Here is a 17,503-nt window from a genome sequence, read left to right on the forward strand (position 1 = left end):
CGGTATGCCTCATAAGATACCGCCAAATTCCTAAACTAGCTCGTAAATTGAGGTTAATACAATGAAAAAACTGGCTCTTATTTCTGTCGTAGGTTTGGCATTGTCTGGTTGTGGTGGTTCTGGCAGCGACAATAACGACAGCTCATCAACACTCCCAGCAGCAAAACCAAGTGCGGCTATTGGGTCTGTTGAATCTGTAGATGCTAAAGAAAGCACATTAACCGTCAATGGATATACTTACCGCGTTTCAAAGGTAGTTTACGGTAACACTCCATTAGCGTTGACTGTCGTGCAACCAAATATGATGGTAAAAGTGGATGAAAACATCCAAAAAACAGCAGATGCCCACGCCGTTGTGTCACTAGAACCAACCATTACTGGTCGAGTGACTGCCATTGATTACGCAAAGAAAACCTTCTCCGTAAATGGTGTAGAACTGCAGTTTGATGGCTTAAGTAACGAGATCGATTTAGGTGAATGGGTGATGGTGTCTTCACTTCCAACTGCTGATGCTGGCTACAAAGTCTTATCTGTGGTGGAAATTGACGTTGACCACTACCCAAGCCTAGGCGACATGTACGAAATTGAAGGCCGAATCGCAAGCATTGATGCAAACCAAGGCACCTTCAAACTGGGCGCAAACATCACCGTGTCTTACCACAGTGTTGACCAACTAAAAGTAGGTCAATGGGTAGAAGCGGAAGGCAAAATGGAAGGGGGTACTTTTGTCGCCTCTGACGTCGAAATAGAAGGCTATGACAACCTAGAAAACGACAGCGATGTAGAAGGCATCGTCACTTGGGTTGCGAACGATTACAGCGAGTTTTCACTAAACTACCGCGGTGCGTTCTTTGTTGATAACGCAACTCGATTCGAAGACGGTAGCAAAATGAGTTTAAAACAAGGCCAAGAAGTCGACGTTTCTTCTGTCTTGAGAAATGGCAAACGCATTGCCACCGTCGTTGAGTTTGAAGCGCCAGATTTTGATGACAACCATCAATGGCAAGGCAAAGAATTTGAATGCGAAGGTTATGTGTCAAATTACGATGCGAATGCAAGAACATTTGAAATCGAACGTTGTGAGAATGATGCAGATCAACTGCTAAATAACAAATTAGTGGTTATCGATGCGCAAACTCAATTCCAAGGCATTGAAGAACTGAACTTGAATGGTGCACGTGTCGAAGTCGATGGTGTGATCATCAATAATCAAAACGTCGCTCGCGAAATCGAGCGAGAAGGCTACGACGACTAAACTAGGTCAGCCACCACGTTTAAACAAAGCCCAATAAAAGTGTCACTTCGGTGGCACTTTTTCTTACTTTGCATCCCTAGCTTAAAGCAGCAAATTCTCAGCTAAACTCTTTTCCCTCAATTACACTTTACCTATGTTTCACAACATCGGTGACTACCATGAAAAAACGTAACCTCGCTCTGCTTATCTTGCTTTTTGGTTCAACCACCAGCTTAGCTAGCGTGATGGACCCCGACTGCGATGCAGAAAAAGCAGCCAAAGCCGCAGCAACAAAAGCCGTGGTTGGTGTTGGCGGTCGCTGTACGCCTAAAGAAGCATTGAAAGATACCGCAGTTGATGCAGGAAAAGACAAACTGCCGGATGAAGGGATAGCGGGCAAAGCAGTTGATGCGATGACACCAGAAAAAGAGAAGAAAACGGTGAAAGACGTGACCAAAAAGCTCGATAAAGATTAAGGCTTAAGCGATTAAGTTTAAGCGTGGAAGATAAATTGCGGAAACAGAAAAGAGCGCCCATCGACGCTCTTTAAATATTTACTAAGTCTAGACCATTAAGCGGCTTCAGCTTGACCAATCCAATGGTAATGGTGGTTGGCTTTTTTACCCACCAGCCCAAGCTCTGCAAGCTCTTCGAAGACTTTGTCTACCTCTTCCGCAGAAAGTCTAAATTGCTTCGCTACCGCTTTTTTCGTACACGTGATTTGATGAGCTTTAAGGGCATCGCTCACCTGTTCTAGCAGTGTTTTTGGCTCTTCCGGTTCTTCAATTTTTTGCTCAATGGCGGGTTCATCTTCATCCTTAATGTGTGGTAGATAACCCGCTGGCTCTGGGTCAATATCGCGAATTGATGCCACGGTCATGCCTACGTAGCGACGGTAATAGTGACGGAAACGTTGCTCTTCACCAATCAAACCAACAAAAAACGCCGCAAAGAAATCGAGCAGGATGGATAAGAACACCACCAGCCATAACTGAGCTTGTTGCGATGTCGTACCGAACGCATTTGCAAGGCTATCGATCAGACCGATGACCGAGCCTTGTGTCACCGGAGGCAAGCTGTCTCGCTCCATCGCCAATCTCTGCTGTTCTTCACGCAGGGTTTTGTTTTGCTCTTGAATTCGCGTCACCCCCGTTGCGATGCGCTCCATCTCGATATACTTCTGCGCCGCTATGTTGTTCAGCTCGATCTGTTTATCGATAGACGCAATCTGGCGGTTAAACGCTTCGATTTTTGCTTGCTCGACAGAAATATGGCTTTGTGCGCTGTTAGTCGCGCTGTTGATGCCGCCGATACTGCCGCCAATAGAGATAGCGGCAAGCACAGAGTAAAACACCAAGGCCGTAATTGCCCCACCGTAATTTCTGTGGGCGCGACGCTCGCCGTATTCATACCACGCATAAAATTTGCCAGCTTCAAAGATGATGGCCAAACCACCAAACAGCGCCTGCATCATTGGGTTGTCGTCAATTGACAAAAATAACAATAGAGAAAAAATCGTCGACGCTAAAATAGCGGCGCCTGTGAATGTATAAACACTCACCATCGCGAATCGACCCTTAGGGTATCGAAATTCGATCTGTTGTTCGTATTTCATTGGAGAAATTTCTTAAGATGACGCCTCTCTTGCCACAGCAAGAAACGCTCAGGAATACACAAAGGAGCGAGAGAATACCGTATCCTTTATTAAATTACTGTCATAATTCCGTTAACGTAAAACAAGTGTAGAATCAGTGTTCAGTTTGATCCTTTATCCCTCAAATTTTGCACACTAACTCGCCAGTCAATTTTCGCTATCGCCCGTCGTTAATGGCCTTGGGTTCACGACTCACCTGGTTTTTCCTTTTGCACATTTTCGCGCGGTGGGTAATGCACACAAATAAAATACACTTGCATCACTTTTTGGAAATCTTGCAGTTACATTTTTAAGGTTATTTGTTAGTATCCTGCGCCGAATCAGCCAGATACCAAATCGTATGGAAACCACTCAAATACAACCTAAGAAACAACGCGTCGCCGCTATTGCGGTTATTTTCGCGGTACTGTTTCAGCTGTATTTGGCCTCCACTGCGGCGCTCAATCCCACGCAAGTGCACAATAAAAGCTGGCTTAACAAAGTTCAGAATGAAAAGGTGTTGCTCTGTACCGCTGAAGGTTTTAAGTGGGTCGATATCAATACACTCATCGCTGCAAACGCTCAACCGTCTTCCGAATTTATTGATAACTTGAAGCTACACGACGGTTTCCAGTTTGAATGCCCACTGCTGCAAGCCGTGCAATTTTTCTTGCTTGTCGCGGTTGGGCTTTATCTTGCTAACATTCAGTGGTTACGCCGCGTTAAACACGCGCTCACGCCCTACCATTTTGCTCAATGCGGCAGATTGGTTTACCAGCATATCGCACCAAAGCAATCCCCTCCTTGTGTTTTTCCTACCTAATGGTTCTTTAAGAACCCAGGCTCACAATAATAACAATTATCCCATTGAGCATTTGCTCGGGAACTCATTCTATTTAAAAGGAAAATACACATGCTTAAACAAATGAAAATCGCCACTTTGTCACTTATCGCTCTCATTGCTAGCCCTATGAGCCTTGCTCACGATTACGAAGCCGGAAAAATACACATCGATCATCCTTGGAGTCGTGAAGCGCCACCAAATGCTCCTGTTATTGGCGGATTCTTTCAGCTGACCAACCATGGGGATACGGAAGACGCGTTGATCGCAGCAGAAAGCCCAATCGCTGGCCGCGTGGAGATCCACACTCACGCGAACGAAGACGGAGTAATGAAGATGATTAAAATCGATGAAGTGCGTGTAGCGGCACACGAAACCGTGGTATTTAAGCCAGGCAGCTTCCACTTAATGATCTTCAACCCAACGCAAACATTGCAAGAAGGTGATCGCTTCCCAATGACGCTGACGTTCAAAAACGCAGGCAAAATCGATGTTGAAATGGCGGTGGAAAAGAAAGGTCATATGGAAAAACACATGCACCACTAAGTCCCTTTCATTCCATACAAAAGAGCCCGGTCATACTGCCGGGCTCTTTTATTAGAAAAAGGTTCTATTTAGCACGTGACATCAGTAACTCGCTCAGAACTAAAGATCACTTAAAGCAAACGTCCGCCCAGCGTGCCAAGCCTGCGGTTACCGAACCAAAATAGTTACCGCTGACGACAGGAATATTTGGCAACACGGTTTGTACCGCGTCACGTAAAATCGGCGAACGAGCGGAACCACCAGTCATAAAGATCGCATCCGGTTTTACGCCTGCTTGCTCAACAGCTTCTGTTACCAGCGCCGTCATCTTGTTCTTTGGTGATTCAATCGCTTCAATCATCTCATCGCGCTGAACGTCCACTTCAATCAGCTCCGACAATAAGTTGATGCCAGTACGGTAAGCCGTTTGATCAGAGAGTGCCACCTTCGCTTCTTCTGCACGGCGGACAATGTTGTAGCCTAATGATTCGTGATAAACCTCTAGCAAGCGCGCTAGTTTTTCTGGCTCTTGTGCCTGTTTCTTCAACAATTTTAACGCCGCTAAATTCTCACGTGAGTAGAAGTCGTTTTGCGCTTCAACGTTATTGATAGCAATCGGATTCCAAAACTGAGTCGTCGGCATCACAATGCCCGATTCCATCTTGCTTTCCATCCCAAACGGGAACATCAACTGTTTGAAAGCCAACGCGATATCCAGATCGTTACCGCCGACACGCTGGCCACTGTGTGCCAATAAGCTTGCCGTCCTGTCTGCTTTTCCTCGCCAAGATGGCCCCATCTGAATCAAAGAACAGTCGGTTGTACCACCACCGATATCCACCACCAAAATCAGTTTGTCTTCGCTAAGCGTCGCCTCGTATTCTAATCCAGCGGCGACGGGCTCAAACTGAAATTCGATATTTTGAAAACCGGCACGCTTCGCAGCGCGAAGCAAAATATTCTCCGCTTGAATGTTCGCCGTTTCTCCACCACGACCATGAAAGTTGATTGGGCGACCAATCACCGCATCCGTAATGCTTTGCTGAGCATGGTTTTCTGCCTGAGCTTTGATGTTGTCCATCATGGCGCAAACCAGATCTTCAAAGAAGCTAAGCTGAACATCACGCAAGCCAGATGCACCAAGAAACGACTTTGGTGACTTCACGTAATAGATATCGCGTGGGTCTTCTAAATAGCGGTTCAACGCTGCCTGACCAAACGCGATGTCTTCTGGCTCCAGCTCTATGCTCTCTTCTCGGTTCAAGTTGATTGCGCGGCGCAGTACCTGCTCTCCAACTTGATCAAACGGTTTGATGTCACGGTGACGAAACAAATGCTCAGACACAGACTCACGAGTCGGAGCTGCAAGGGTGGAAGGAATGAACGGGCTATCCCCTTCAAGATTTAGCAAAACAGGCTTGCCTGATTCCATTTTTGCCACTGAACAGTTTGCAGTGCCATAGTCAAAGCCAATATACATGAGTCCTCCCACTGACGAAAAAAAGGTCGGCAATGCTAACTCAATGGCACATGAATTACTACTCAAACGGTAGAGCGATTCTCGCTTATTCGCTTTCGGACGTTTCTTTTTTCATGGCAGGTAACACGACGGCTAACAATAACGCTAATAAAAGAAAAGCAGGCGTGAGTTTCAATCCTTGCCAAATTGAGTACGTGTCGTGAAACAGCCAAAAAATTCCTATCGTTAACAAGTAAGCAAAATAGCTGCTGAACACTAAACTCATGGCGACAAAACGCGTGCGATTAATGATGAGGATTCGCACTAAATATTGGCTAAGTAAACTCGCACAATGCATCGCCAGTTGCCAGTTAATGATAAAAAAAGCCAGAGAAACAAACCCAGCTACCAGCATGGCGTCGTGCGTACTAACAATAAAGTAGCTGCCGAAACGGCTCATCATAACAGGATAATTGCCTTCGTAGACAATGGACCAAGAGATCGCATTCGCCACTGCAATATAATTGGCAAAATAGGCAATAGCATAGAAAGTCGTGCGGGAACTAAAAGGTTGAAATACGTCCGCACAATAGCCGCGCCATTCTTCTTGATTAGCGGTGGGGCCAACCCAATTGCGTTTGTGGTCTGGGAGTCGCTCGGCAAATGCAGGGCCATTTCGAAACAGTAGCCAGAAAATATACAGCGCCAATGCAATCAACAGTATCGTCAACATACTCCCCCCTTAGAAATGTCTGTGCCACTGCCGTTGCTATTGAGGTCGTAAACTGCACTTCCCTAATTGTCATCGCTAACGTTACACATCGGTTAACGCGTATTTAAGCCTTTCTAAGCGATTAGAATTGCGATGATTTTTCTATCTTATATGTTTACTCAGCGAGTAATATTAGTTTTAAAAACGAGCACGCTAACGGTTTTAAACGTGCGAAGACACACCTTTAGGTCTAGCACACTACGGGACGGATTGCAGGGAAGGAAATAGGAAGAGAGGGAACGCGCCCAAATGATATCGACGTCATACGTCTATGCCATTTGGGCAAAAATCGTTAATTTTCTAGCTTTTCTTCGAAAACACCTAGTTCGCGACCTAACCAAATCGCGCTCTCTGTGTGATCACGCAATTCTCGTTCGCTGACCGGGTGAATAAGCACAGAAAAATCCCCACGAATGGTATCTAACCAAGCCAAAAACTCTTCACTGATCGACTCAAGGTGCATTTCAAACATCGGCATCTTGTGCGGGCCGACTAATCTGTCGACCAATGGATACACGCGCAACACATCTTGACGCTCTTGGCGGATGATCTCATTCAGAGCTTGTGCTTTTTCCAATTGTTGCAAAGGAAAGTAAACGTGAACGTGGTACATAACTTCTCCAATCTGAATTCTAAGTGTTGCACTCCCCCGTCGTTCAAAGCCTGTGTAGTCATCTAAACACTGAGCCACACTAGGTTCGAATTAACGCCGCTTAGGCACGTTGGAATCCAAACTTCTTCAATTGACTGCCACCCTACCTTGATTCCGTCTGATTGGGAAGAAGTTATCTTTCTGCAACAAATAAATCTACGACACTCAAATACTTTAGCTTTGTTTGTCAAATTTCACAGCCCAATTTTGTTGCAATTTTGTAACAAATGAAAGTGATTAAATTCAGCCTTTGAAATGAATAATATAAAAAACCAGTATTTTACTCTGCAAAAATGGGGTGTAAGCAAAACTTTACTGATGGGTTAAAGTCGAATTAAAGCACGATTTAACATTTTGTTTACACTTACTGTATCTGGTTATACCAAGATTGAATCAGAGGGTTGGGCCAAGTGAATAGCAGTCAACACGAGGTCTTGCGTTTTAAAACAATGTGTTTTTCAAACAAGCAGCGGTGTGAGAGACCAATCGTTTAAAGGACAAATAGATGCCTCAAACGCTCGATGACATTCGCAACCCTAGGTATGGCCTTTTGCGCTGATATCAAAGACTGAGTACCCATACAGACTTTGGTTTAATAATGAACAGCTGCAGTCCAAAAGACCCGCAGCGTCAAAAGGAGCTTGAGATGAACGTTCAGGCGTTACCCATGCATCGGTTTATCGACCATGATGGGAACCTAGTCGGCCAACTACCCAACTGGGCTGACATTGAAACTTTGGTCGGGTTTTACCGCGACATGGTATTAACTCGCACCTACGATCAGAAAGCCGTTGCGTTGCAACGAACAGGTAAGCTAGGTACCTACCCTTCACACCTTGGCTCAGAAGCCATTGGTATAGCGGTAGGACGGGCATTAAAAACCGATGACGTCTTCGTCCCTTATTATCGCGATATGCCAGCGATGTGGTGTCGTGGCATTGGTATGGAAAAAAATCTTCAATATTGGGGCGGCGATGAGCGCGGCAGTGACTTCGCGCCAGAAGGCAGCCCTATCCCAAGCCGAGACTTGCCATTTTGTGTCCCAATCGCAACACAATGTACACATGCGGTCGGCGTTGCTTCTGCGTTGAAAATTCAAGGCAACCACGAAGCGGCACTGGTCATGTGTGGCGACGGTGGGACATCCAAAGGAGATTTTCTCGAATCCATCAACTGCGCAGGAACATGGAACATTCCGTTGGTTTTTGTGGTGAATAACAACCAATGGGCGATTTCTGTACCACGCAGTTTGCAATGCGCGGCGGAGTTTCTTTCTGAAAAAGCAAAAGGCGCTGGCATTCCAGGGATTACCGTCGATGGCAACGACGTTGTTGCTATGTATGACGCTACCATGACCGCATTAGAGCGAGCACGAAAAGGCAAAGGGGCGACACTGATCGAAGCGGTAAGTTATCGCCTAAGTGACCACACCACCGCCGACGATGCGACGCGTTATCGTAATGCAGATGACGTGCAAACTGCATGGCAATTCGAGCCCGTGAGCCGACTAAAAACCTTTTTGATCAATCAAGGTGCTTGGAGCGATGAACAAGAGCAACAATGGCAAAGCGACTGCAAGGAACAAGTCGAACTCGCGGTTGAACGCTACCTAAACTTGCCTCAACAAGCGCCTGAAACTGGATTCGATTACCTCTACGAATCGCTTCCTCAAGAGCTTCACGCTCAACGCGATGAATTGATCAATAAAGCAATGCGAATGCAAGGAGGCAAACATGGCTGAACTTACATTAGTTGAAGCAGTAAACCTCGCTCTGCATCATGAAATGGAACACGATCCAAACGTCGTCGTACTTGGCGAAGACGTGGGCGATAACGGCGGCGTATTCCGCGCAACCGTCGGGCTCAAACAAAAGTATGGACTAAAACGCGTCATCGATACTCCGCTTGCAGAAGCCTTAATCGGCGGCGTTGCAGTGGGCATGGCAACTCAAGGTTTACGCCCTGTTGCAGAATTTCAGTTCCAAGGTTTCGTCTTCCCGGCTATGGAGCACCTAATGTGTCACGCGGCCAGAATGCGTAACCGAACTCGTGGACGCCTCACTTGTCCGGCTGTATTCCGCGCGCCTTTTGGTGGCGGCATTCACGCGCCGGAACACCACTCAGAAAGCATTGAAGCACTGTTTGCACATACCGCAGGCTTTAAAGTGGTGATTCCATCTTCCCCACAGCGTGCTTACGGTTTGCTGCTTGCTGCCATTCGCAGTAACGATCCAGTGATGTTCTTTGAACCCAAACGCATCTATCGCACCGTTAAATCCGAAGTGATTGATGACGGGGAAGCATTGCCGTTAGACACTTGTTTTACGCTGCGCAAAGGTCGAGATATTACGCTCGTGACATGGGGAGCATGTGTTGTTGAATCTCTCCAAGCTGCGCAAACCCTATCAAGCCAAGGGATCGAAGTCGAAGTTATTGATCTGGCAAGTATTAAGCCGATTGATACCGCGACGATTTTCCGTTCACTAGAGAAAACCGGACGCCTGCTGGTTGTACATGAAGCCAGTAAAACGTGTGGTGTGGGTTCTGAGCTGCTGGCTCGAACCGCCGAGCACGCGATGTGCTTGCTAAAAGCGCCACCTAAACGAGTCACAGGTATGGATACCATTATGCCTTATTACCGTAACGAAGATTATTTCATGGTTCAGGAAGAAGACATTGTGATCGCAGCGCGCGAGCTCGTGGAGGATTGGAAATGAAGACGTTTAACTTACCCGATCTCGGCGAAGGTCTCGCTGAGTCAGAAATTGTAAAATGGCATGTCAATGTGGGTGACATGGTCAAACTCGACCAAGTGATCCTCACCGTTGAGACGGCGAAAGCAACCGTAGACGTTCCAGCTCCGTACGCAGGCAGAATTGTCAGCCGCCATGGTGAAGAAGGCGACGTGATTAATATTGGCGCCCTACTTCTAGAAATCGACGAAAGTGGCGCAGAAAACACTGTCTCTGCGGAAAAACGACAAACCGCCGATGCCGCAACCGTTGTTGGCACCGTATCTCACCAATCTCATAACGTAAATGTTGATGATTTTTGGGTGGGCGGCAGCCACAACAAATCGGCAGACAAACTCATCACCGCTTTACCTTCCGCGCGTTTGCTAGCGAAAAAGCTAGGCGTAGATTTGAAAACGATGGTCGGTAGCGGACCAAGCGGTTTGATCGTCGATGCCGATGTTTACGAAGAGGCTGGCAAACAAGTTCCTGGCACGGAAGTGCTCAAAGGAGCGCGCCGTACGATGGTCTCGACCATGGCAGAATCGCATCAAAACGTCGCAGCGGTGACCATTACCGAAGAAGCGTTATTGGAAGATTGGTTGCCAAACGAGGACATCAGCATTCGTTTGGTGCAAGCTATCGTTTACGCTTGCCAACAAGAGCCAGCTCTCAACGCTTGGTTCGATGCAGAAACCATGACGCGCTGTGTCCATCCTACCGTCAATCTTGGTGTAGCGGTGGATAGCCGTCACGGACTGTATGTCCCCGTGCTTCGCCACGCGGATGAGTATGAACCGCAAGACGTTCGTCGCTGGCTCGATCAAACCGTCAAAGGCATCCGAGACAGAAAGATCAGCCGAGAAGACTTACAACACGCAACCATTACTTTATCCAACTTTGGGGCCATTGGCGGCATTTTCGCAACACCAGTGGTTTCGCCACCGCAAGTCGCGATTGTCGGTGCAGGACGAATTGTGGACCGAGTCGTGATCCGTAACGGTCAAGCCGTGGCCTTAAAAGCAATGCCGCTGTCCATTACCTTTGACCACAGAGCTTGCACCGGCGGTGAAGCCGCGCGCTTTACCAAGGTGCTTGCAGAACATCTGCAAAGGCCAAGTGTAACTAAGTCATAACGACATAAGGCTTCCTAAATGGAAGCCTTTTTTCTGCTTTACGCGCTAATTCAAACCCACCAACCGAACAGATACAATCATCACTAATGGTTTGATTTTCATACTCATGTCACTCTTTCATGCTTCAAAGCCATGACCACCTCTCATCAAATTCACGTTTACGTTAACTGAGCTATAGTTTTCTATATAAACGAAAAATGTCACCCAGATGACGAAAATAAAAAGGAAGCACAAAAATGGAACGTGAATGCATGGAGTTTGATGTGGTGATCGTCGGAGCTGGCCCTGCGGGGTTAAGTGCAGCATGTCGATTAGCACAGTTGAACCAAGATCGTGAAGGCGAAGCGCTGTCAATTTGTGTGGTAGAAAAAGGCTCTGAGGTCGGCGCACATATATTATCTGGCGCGGTGTTTGAAACTCGCGCCTTAGATGAGCTCTTCCCAAATTGGAAGGAAATGGGAGCACCCGTTTCTGCCCCCGTTCAACATGATGATTTTCTCTATCTAACGACGGAGCTTAATCATATACGTGTGCCCCACTTCCTCACGCCTAAACCCATGCATAATGACGAAAACAATCACGTTATTAGCCTTGCTAATCTTTGTCGCTGGCTTGCTACTCAAGCTGAGCAGCTTGGTGTTGAAGTATTTCCTGGTTTTGCCGCTGCGGGAATTAACTACGATGAATCAGGTGCCGTTACTGGAATCACCACCAGCGATATGGGGCTGGATAAAAACGGACAAGAGAAAGCCAATTTCGAACCGGGCATTGAGCTTAAAGCCAAATACACGCTGTTTGCTGAAGGGTGCCGTGGGCATTTAGGAAAAGAGCTCATTCGTCATTTCGATTTGGATGCAGGCAAACAACCTCAGCATTACGCATTAGGCTTGAAAGAGATTTGGGCACTGCCAACTGATGCGAAAGAATTTACTGGCAACGTCATCCACTCCGCCGGCTGGCCATTGAGCGAAACCAACACAACTGGTGGTGGATTCCTCTATCACTTGGAAAACCGCCAAATTGCGGTCGGGTTGATTGTCGATCTTAACTATCGCAATCCCCACTTGAGCCCATTCGATGAGTTTCAGCGCTTTAAACACCACCCTGCAATCAAAAAATACATTAAAGGAGCGCAGCGCATCGCTTATGGCGCAAGAGCCATCGCAAAAGGTGGGTTATCTTCTTTACCTAAACAACAATTCCCCGGCGGTTTATTAATTGGCTGTGACGCAGGAACACTTAACGTTGCGAAGATAAAAGGCAGCCACACCGCGATGAAATCAGGCTTACTAGCAGCAGAAGCCATTCATCAAGCATTACAAGACTCAAGGTGTGAACCTGATTATCAATCGCGATTTGAAGCCTCTTGGCAGTACGATGAACTCGCCGAAACGCGTAACTTTGGAGCGAACCTGCATAAGTTCGGTAGCCTGTTTGGCGGAGCTCTTTCTACCTTCGAACACAACTTGTGGCTTCCTTTGATTAAAAAGCCAATACCGTGGACAGTGAAAGACCATTCCCACGATCACGAACAGTTAAAACCCAAAAATGAATGCCCGCCGATTGAGTATCCAAAACCGGATGGAGAAATCAGCTTTGATAAACCATCTTCAGTGTTTTTATCCAGCACACAACATGAAGAAAACCAACCGTGCCATCTTGTTTTGACTTATCCTCACATCCCCATCGATGTGCACCTCGGATTGTTTGATGAGCCAAGCCAGCGTTACTGCCCTGCCGGAGTTTACGAAGTAGTCGAAATTGATGGGAAAGTGAAGTTTCAAATCAACGCTGCGAACTGCATACATTGTAAAACGTGCGATATAAAAGATCCGTCACAAAACATTACGTGGAAGACGCCAGAAGGCGGTGGCGGGCCTAATTATCAGAATATGTAGTCAATAGAGCATGATAGCACCGTGTCTATCATGCTCTCTCCTTAAAGGGTGAAGCAAAATCGAGGACTTAAACCTCTACTCCTGCTTCATCTTCTTGCACAATATCTGTTTCTTGACTTGCTTCCGCTAGCCACTTTTGTACCGCTTGGCTTGCTAGCACTTTTTGCTGGTAAGCTTTAGCGCCTTGGGACAATTCAATGCCATAAGTTTCAAAGCGCAACGCAACCGGTGCATACATAGCATCGGCAATCGACCACTCACCAAACAAAAAAGCGTCTGGGAACTTTGCCATTTGCTCAGACCAAATTGCGTCTATGCGTGCAATATCCTTTAGTGCTCCATCGCTCAGTTCTACTTTTCGACGCGCGCGACAGTTCATCGGTAACTCGTTTCTCAAATCAAAAAAGCCCGAATGCATTTCAGCCGAAATCGCGCGCGCTTTCGCTTTGTCCGCTACATGGCTCGGCCACGCCTTTCCTTGTAGGTACTGCTCGTTCACATATTCCAAAATAGCTAAGGAATCCCAAACCGTGACTTCGCCATCAACCAATGTTGGCACTTTGGCCGTTGGTGTTACGCTCGCCAGCTTGTCGTAGAAGTCTTCAGTAAACAGCGTTAGCTTAGTCACATCCACTTTTAAACCGTATTGAGAAAAAATGAGCCACGCTCTCAATGACCAACTTGAATAGTTTTGATTCCCGATAAAGAGTTGCATTGTTGCCTCCATGCCAAATGGTGTTGTTATTAATTAAAGCGTGAAATCACAATATCTGATTGTTTTATTTCAAACTAACGGATAGTTTTGATGGGACACTTCAACAAAAACGATGGATAGAAAAGAATATGGATATTGACGCGCTGCGCAGCTTTCTTGCGTTTGTTGAAACAGGCAGCTTCACTCGTGCTGCAAAACAAATCAATCGCACCCAATCTGCGTTTAGTGCTCAAATGCGAAAGCTTGAAGATGAACTCCGTGTCAGCTTATTCGAAAAGGAAGGTCGCAACCTTGTACTGAGCGAAGCGGGTATGTCACTTCGTGCGCATGCAGAGCAACTCGTAAGTTTGCACAATCAAGCCGTCAAGCAAGTAAAACGCTACGAAAACAAACGCCCACTGCGTTTAGGATGTCCAGAAGACTATAACGATAGTCTGCTGCCTAAAGTCATCCGCGTATTGCAGCAAACCGAACCGACCTGCTCTATCCAGGTGTACAGTGAGCCAAGCGTGACGCTCCGCGAATGGCTAGATGAAGGCAAATTAGACGCCGCCATCGTGACTCGTGCACCCGATAGCGAAGAAGGATACTGGCTCGCAAGTGATAGAGGCGTGTGGATCAGTCACCCCGATTTCACTATCGACGAATCACAGCCAGTCCCTCTCGCGCTATTTCAAACCGATTGTAAATACCACGCCGCCGCTATTAATGCGCTGACCAAAAGAGGAACGCCATATCAACTCTTAGCTTGCTGTAACACCTCTTCTGCGCAGCGAGCCATTGTTCGCTCTGGCATGGCGATTGGCGCGATGGGAAGAATCAGTGTCACAGATGATCTGAAGATCTTAGAAGATCTGCCTCCACTACCGTCGGTGGATATTGTTTTGGTAACTGGTGTCGAACCTCATCCCATACTAGACAAAGAATGCTTGTCGCAGCTGGCTGAGTTGATGCCTTACTAGCGAACATCAAACAGATTAAGCAATCACGAAATCGAACGTTCCGACTATTCGCCCATCAATTTTTACCGGCTCAAACTGTAAATGGTCACGAGCTTTACCACCCCACCATTCGTTGCCCGTCTGTCCTTTCAAATAGAGTTGGGTGGTCAACAATTCGTGGTCGCCACGCCACAGTTTGACGTGAATGTGAGGAGGTCTTGAGCTGCATGGGACAGGAAACAGCGTTTGGAAAAGATAGCGTCCATCTTCTTCAGTTACTGTCGCGCCAAAACCTGAAAAACTTGGGTCAAACTTGTTTTGGCTGGGTTGATTCGGATGGTCATAAATCCCTTGGCCATCACACTGCCAAATTTCTATTTTTACGCCAGAGATAGGACGACCAAACACATCCAACACTTTACCTTGCAATGTTATCGCCTCTCCGATCAAAGTATCCGGTTTCAATACTAAATTTTGGCGAAGTGGAATCTTCACCACGGGATAAAATGGCCCTTCGGTCTGAGAGGGCGTCGGACGCATCGAGCTTTCCGCTTTAAGAAATGGCGCAAACATCAATGTCCATAGCGCAAGAAAATGTCGTCGTTCCATGTTACTACCCAGAAAAATCTACTCACTTAAGTTTGGTGAAAGATGCGCAGTTTTCCACTTCCGGGTAAAACAAGAGAAGAGAAATAAAAAATGCCCCTACCAGAGAGTCAGTCGCAGAGGCATGGTGAAATTGAAGATGTGATGAACTTAAATCAACAATGGTTTGGTATTTATACGGCTTCAAAAGCCAGAGCTTTCTTCTCAACTTGGCGGAAGATAAGCGTCAGAATCCCATTCACGCTCAGATAAAACGCGCCTGCTACACCGAAAACCATTAATGTATCGTAGGTTTGAGCATTAATGCGCTGAGCATAGCCCATCAAGTCCATGATGGTGATGGTGCTTGCCAAAGACGTGCCTTTGAACACCAAAATCACTTCGTTTGAGTAAGCAGGCACCGCGCGGCGAATCGCATAAGGAAGTAACACACGTAACGTGGCACTTTTGTTCATACCCAGAGCACGACACGCTTGCCATTGACCTGAAGGAATCGCATTAAACGCACCTTTGAAAAGCTGAGTACTGTACGCAGCCGTATTTAATGCCAACGCTAACATGGCACAGAACCAAGGTTGGCTCAGCCAAGTCCACAGCACACTCTCTCTAACTGCATCAAATTGACCCGGACCGTAGTAGACCAAGAAAATCTGAACCAGCAACGGTGTCCCAGTAAACAGCGTGATGATGCCACGGCTTACCCAGTGCAAACCCGGAGTGCGTAGAATCAACGTCAAGGTCATCAATAGTGCAAGAATACAGCCGACAGCCAAAGACGCAGCCGTTAATTGAAGGCTAGTGCCTAAACCATCCAGCATTTGCCATACATGTTGTTCGTTCATGCGTTTGCCTCCTGCCCCATACTCATGCCTTGGATTGAGAATTTCTTATCAATCACTTTGACCGCGCGCTGCGTGATAAGCGTGATCACTAAGTAAATCGCCGCTGCCGTCGCATACCAAGTAAACGCTTCGTGCGTTGCTGCCGACGTAAGCTGAGCTTGTTTCAGCAGATCCGTCACGCCAATCAAAGAAACCAGCGCCGTGTCTTTTAGCAAAACCAGCCATTGGTTGGTTAAACCAGGAAGCGCATGTCGCACGGCTTGTGGCAACACAATGCGCACAAACGCGTGAAACTGACTGATACCGAGTGCGCTTGCAGCTTCTCTCTGTCCTCTGCCTACGGCTATTAATGCGCCGCGCAGAGTTTGAGAAGCATAGGAAGCGAAGATCAACGATAACGCCACCACACCAGACAAAAACGGGCTAACCTCAATAAAGTCTCCGGTGATTAAAAACAGAACCTGAGTCGAACCAAAATAGATGAACAACACGACAAGGATTTCTGGCAAACCACGTACAATCGTCACAAACGCCGTTGTAGGCCATTTCACGAATACGCGACGAGACATTTCACCGCTGGCGAATACCACTGCCAGAATCAAACCGACTAAAAGGCTTGTGAAGGCTAGCTGAACCGTCATCCAGCTAGCTTGTACAAGCGCTAAAGAGTAACCCGTTAACCCCATATTACTTACCGAAGTACTTGTTGTAGATTGCGTCGTATTCGCCGTTCGCTTTCACGGCTTCTAGCGCTGTGTTTAGCTTGTTCACAAGTTCATCGTTGCCTTTGTTTACTGCGATACCAAAACCATTACCGAAGTATTTAGGATTCGTAACGCGCTCACCAACGTACGCAAGGGTGTCTTCCTTCTTGAACCACTCCGCCACTACCGCTGTGTCACCAAATACAGAATCAATACGGCCATTCTTCATGTCGATGAAAGCATCTTGGTAGCTTGAGTAAGGAACCGACGTTACACCCGGCATTTGCTCGATAAGGTAACTTTGGTGAGTTGAACCGTTTTGAACGCCTACACGCTTACCCTCTAACGCGTTTTGGTCAGCGACTTTGTCTTTGATAGAAACAAACGCTGCCGAGTTGTCGTAGTAAGCATTCGAGAAATTGACTTGCTCAAGACGCGCTTCAGTAATGTCCATTGCAGAAATAGCCGCATCATAACGTTTGAATTTTAATGCAGGGATCAAGCTATCGAAAGATTGGTTGTGGAAGCTACATTTTGCGTCCATTTCCTTACATAGAGCATTTGCCAGATCCACATCGAAACCTTGGATTTGATTGTTCTCATCCATGTATTCGAATGGGGCGTACGTCGCCTCCATCGCGAATTTGATTTCATCTTGTGCCACTGCGTTTGCTGCCACGTTTGCAGAAATAAGGCCGATTAGTGAAGTTAGTAGAATCTTTTTCATTGCAATACTCCGTGTGTACGTCTTGGGCTGACACTCGCAATGACAGCCGAGCTTATCTGTTAGTTGACTGAACTTATTGGTGTTGT

18 protein-coding genes are annotated in these 17,503 nt (G+C 46.8%); 9 read left to right on the forward strand and 9 right to left on the reverse strand.

Annotated features, from left to right (window positions below; translation table 11 throughout):
- Window positions 1-61: 61 nt before the first annotated feature.
- Together BIW15_RS08800 and BIW15_RS08805 are read left to right on the forward strand one after the other, a co-directional pair.
- Complete coding sequence (locus BIW15_RS08800; protein ID WP_023623635.1) at window positions 62-1,255, forward strand: DUF5666 domain-containing protein; 1,194 nt, start codon at window positions 62-64, stop codon at window positions 1,253-1,255.
- A gap of 158 nt (window positions 1,256-1,413) precedes the next feature.
- On the forward strand, window positions 1,414-1,710 hold the full coding sequence (locus BIW15_RS08805) for a hypothetical protein (RefSeq protein WP_025507528.1): 297 nt from the start codon (window positions 1,414-1,416) through the stop codon (window positions 1,708-1,710).
- A gap of 95 nt (window positions 1,711-1,805) precedes the next feature.
- Here BIW15_RS08805 and BIW15_RS08810 read toward each other — a convergent pair whose 3' ends face one another.
- Complete coding sequence (locus tag BIW15_RS08810; RefSeq protein WP_077280865.1) at window positions 1,806-2,849, reverse strand: Preprotein translocase subunit SecY; 1,044 nt, start codon at window positions 2,847-2,849, stop codon at window positions 1,806-1,808.
- Between the two features lie 379 nt (window positions 2,850-3,228).
- Between BIW15_RS08810 and BIW15_RS08815 the strand changes: the two genes are divergently transcribed.
- Complete coding sequence (locus BIW15_RS08815) at window positions 3,229-3,690, forward strand: hypothetical protein (RefSeq protein WP_077280866.1); 462 nt, start codon at window positions 3,229-3,231, stop codon at window positions 3,688-3,690.
- Between the two features lie 90 nt (window positions 3,691-3,780).
- Window positions 3,781-4,254 (forward strand): copper chaperone PCu(A)C, encoded by a 474-nt coding sequence (locus BIW15_RS08820; protein ID WP_020835115.1) that lies wholly within the window; start codon window positions 3,781-3,783, stop codon window positions 4,252-4,254.
- Between the two features lie 106 nt (window positions 4,255-4,360).
- Here the strand turns inward: BIW15_RS08820 and yegD are convergent, their stop codons facing one another.
- The 3 genes from yegD to BIW15_RS08835 all read right to left on the reverse strand — a co-directional run bounded on the left by yegD (window position 4,361) and on the right by BIW15_RS08835 (window position 7,077).
- Window positions 4,361-5,713 (reverse strand): molecular chaperone, encoded by a 1,353-nt coding sequence (yegD, locus tag BIW15_RS08825; protein ID WP_031382086.1) that lies wholly within the window; start codon window positions 5,711-5,713, stop codon window positions 4,361-4,363.
- Window positions 5,714-5,798: 85 nt separating this feature from the next.
- Window positions 5,799-6,425, reverse strand: coding sequence for a hypothetical protein (locus tag BIW15_RS08830; RefSeq protein WP_005483333.1), 627 nt, complete (start codon window positions 6,423-6,425; stop codon window positions 5,799-5,801).
- A gap of 331 nt (window positions 6,426-6,756) precedes the next feature.
- Window positions 6,757-7,077: a DOPA 4,5-dioxygenase family protein gene (locus BIW15_RS08835; protein WP_005455725.1), complete on the reverse strand. Its 321-nt coding sequence runs from the start codon at window positions 7,075-7,077 to the stop codon at window positions 6,757-6,759.
- Window positions 7,078-7,762: 685 nt separating this feature from the next.
- Between BIW15_RS08835 and pdhA the strand changes: the two genes are divergently transcribed.
- The 4 genes from pdhA (at window position 7,763) to BIW15_RS08855 (ending at window position 12,882) form a co-directional block, all read left to right on the forward strand.
- Window positions 7,763-8,857 (forward strand): pyruvate dehydrogenase (acetyl-transferring) E1 component subunit alpha, encoded by a 1,095-nt coding sequence (pdhA, locus tag BIW15_RS08840; protein WP_005483380.1) that lies wholly within the window; start codon window positions 7,763-7,765, stop codon window positions 8,855-8,857.
- Window positions 8,850-9,833, forward strand: coding sequence for an alpha-ketoacid dehydrogenase subunit beta (locus tag BIW15_RS08845; protein WP_077280867.1), 984 nt, complete (start codon window positions 8,850-8,852; stop codon window positions 9,831-9,833). The genes pdhA and BIW15_RS08845 overlap by 8 nt, the downstream gene beginning before the upstream one ends.
- Entirely contained in the window at window positions 9,830-10,984 is a 1,155-nt protein-coding gene (locus BIW15_RS08850; protein WP_025633587.1) for a dihydrolipoamide acetyltransferase family protein, read from the forward strand. Before BIW15_RS08845 ends, BIW15_RS08850 begins: the two co-directional genes overlap by 4 nt.
- A 236-nt stretch (window positions 10,985-11,220) precedes the next feature.
- On the forward strand, window positions 11,221-12,882 hold the full coding sequence (locus BIW15_RS08855) for an electron transfer flavoprotein-ubiquinone oxidoreductase (protein WP_077280869.1): 1,662 nt from the start codon (window positions 11,221-11,223) through the stop codon (window positions 12,880-12,882).
- A 67-nt stretch (window positions 12,883-12,949) separates the two neighbouring features.
- Here the strand turns inward: BIW15_RS08855 and BIW15_RS08860 are convergent, their stop codons facing one another.
- Entirely contained in the window at window positions 12,950-13,597 is a 648-nt protein-coding gene (locus BIW15_RS08860; protein WP_077280870.1) for a glutathione S-transferase family protein, read from the reverse strand.
- 128 nt (window positions 13,598-13,725) lie between these two features.
- On the opposite strand from BIW15_RS08860, the gene BIW15_RS08865 reads away from it, so the two are divergent.
- Window positions 13,726-14,559, forward strand: coding sequence for a LysR family transcriptional regulator (locus BIW15_RS08865; protein WP_025550252.1), 834 nt, complete (start codon window positions 13,726-13,728; stop codon window positions 14,557-14,559).
- Window positions 14,560-14,574: 15 nt separating this feature from the next.
- Here the strand turns inward: BIW15_RS08865 and BIW15_RS08870 are convergent, their stop codons facing one another.
- The 4 genes from BIW15_RS08870 to BIW15_RS08885 form a co-directional block, all read right to left on the reverse strand.
- A complete protein-coding gene (locus BIW15_RS08870; RefSeq protein ID WP_077280871.1) occupies window positions 14,575-15,147 on the reverse strand; it encodes a protocatechuate 3,4-dioxygenase in 573 nt (190 codons plus the stop codon).
- A gap of 170 nt (window positions 15,148-15,317) precedes the next feature.
- Window positions 15,318-15,986 carry an arginine ABC transporter permease ArtM gene (gene artM, locus BIW15_RS08875; protein ID WP_020842245.1) on the reverse strand — a complete coding sequence of 223 codons (669 nt, stop codon included), beginning with the start codon at window positions 15,984-15,986 and terminating at the stop codon, window positions 15,318-15,320.
- Complete coding sequence (gene artQ / locus BIW15_RS08880; RefSeq protein ID WP_077280872.1) at window positions 15,983-16,672, reverse strand: arginine ABC transporter permease ArtQ; 690 nt, start codon at window positions 16,670-16,672, stop codon at window positions 15,983-15,985. The genes artM and artQ overlap by 4 nt, the downstream gene beginning before the upstream one ends.
- Window position 16,673: 1 nt before the next feature.
- Complete coding sequence (locus BIW15_RS08885) at window positions 16,674-17,417, reverse strand: arginine ABC transporter substrate-binding protein (protein ID WP_025558729.1); 744 nt, start codon at window positions 17,415-17,417, stop codon at window positions 16,674-16,676.
- Between the last annotated feature and the right edge of the window lie 86 nt (window positions 17,418-17,503).

This window comes from Vibrio sp. SALL6 (assembly GCF_002002385.1).
Lineage (GTDB): Bacteria > Pseudomonadota > Gammaproteobacteria > Enterobacterales > Vibrionaceae > Vibrio > Vibrio parahaemolyticus.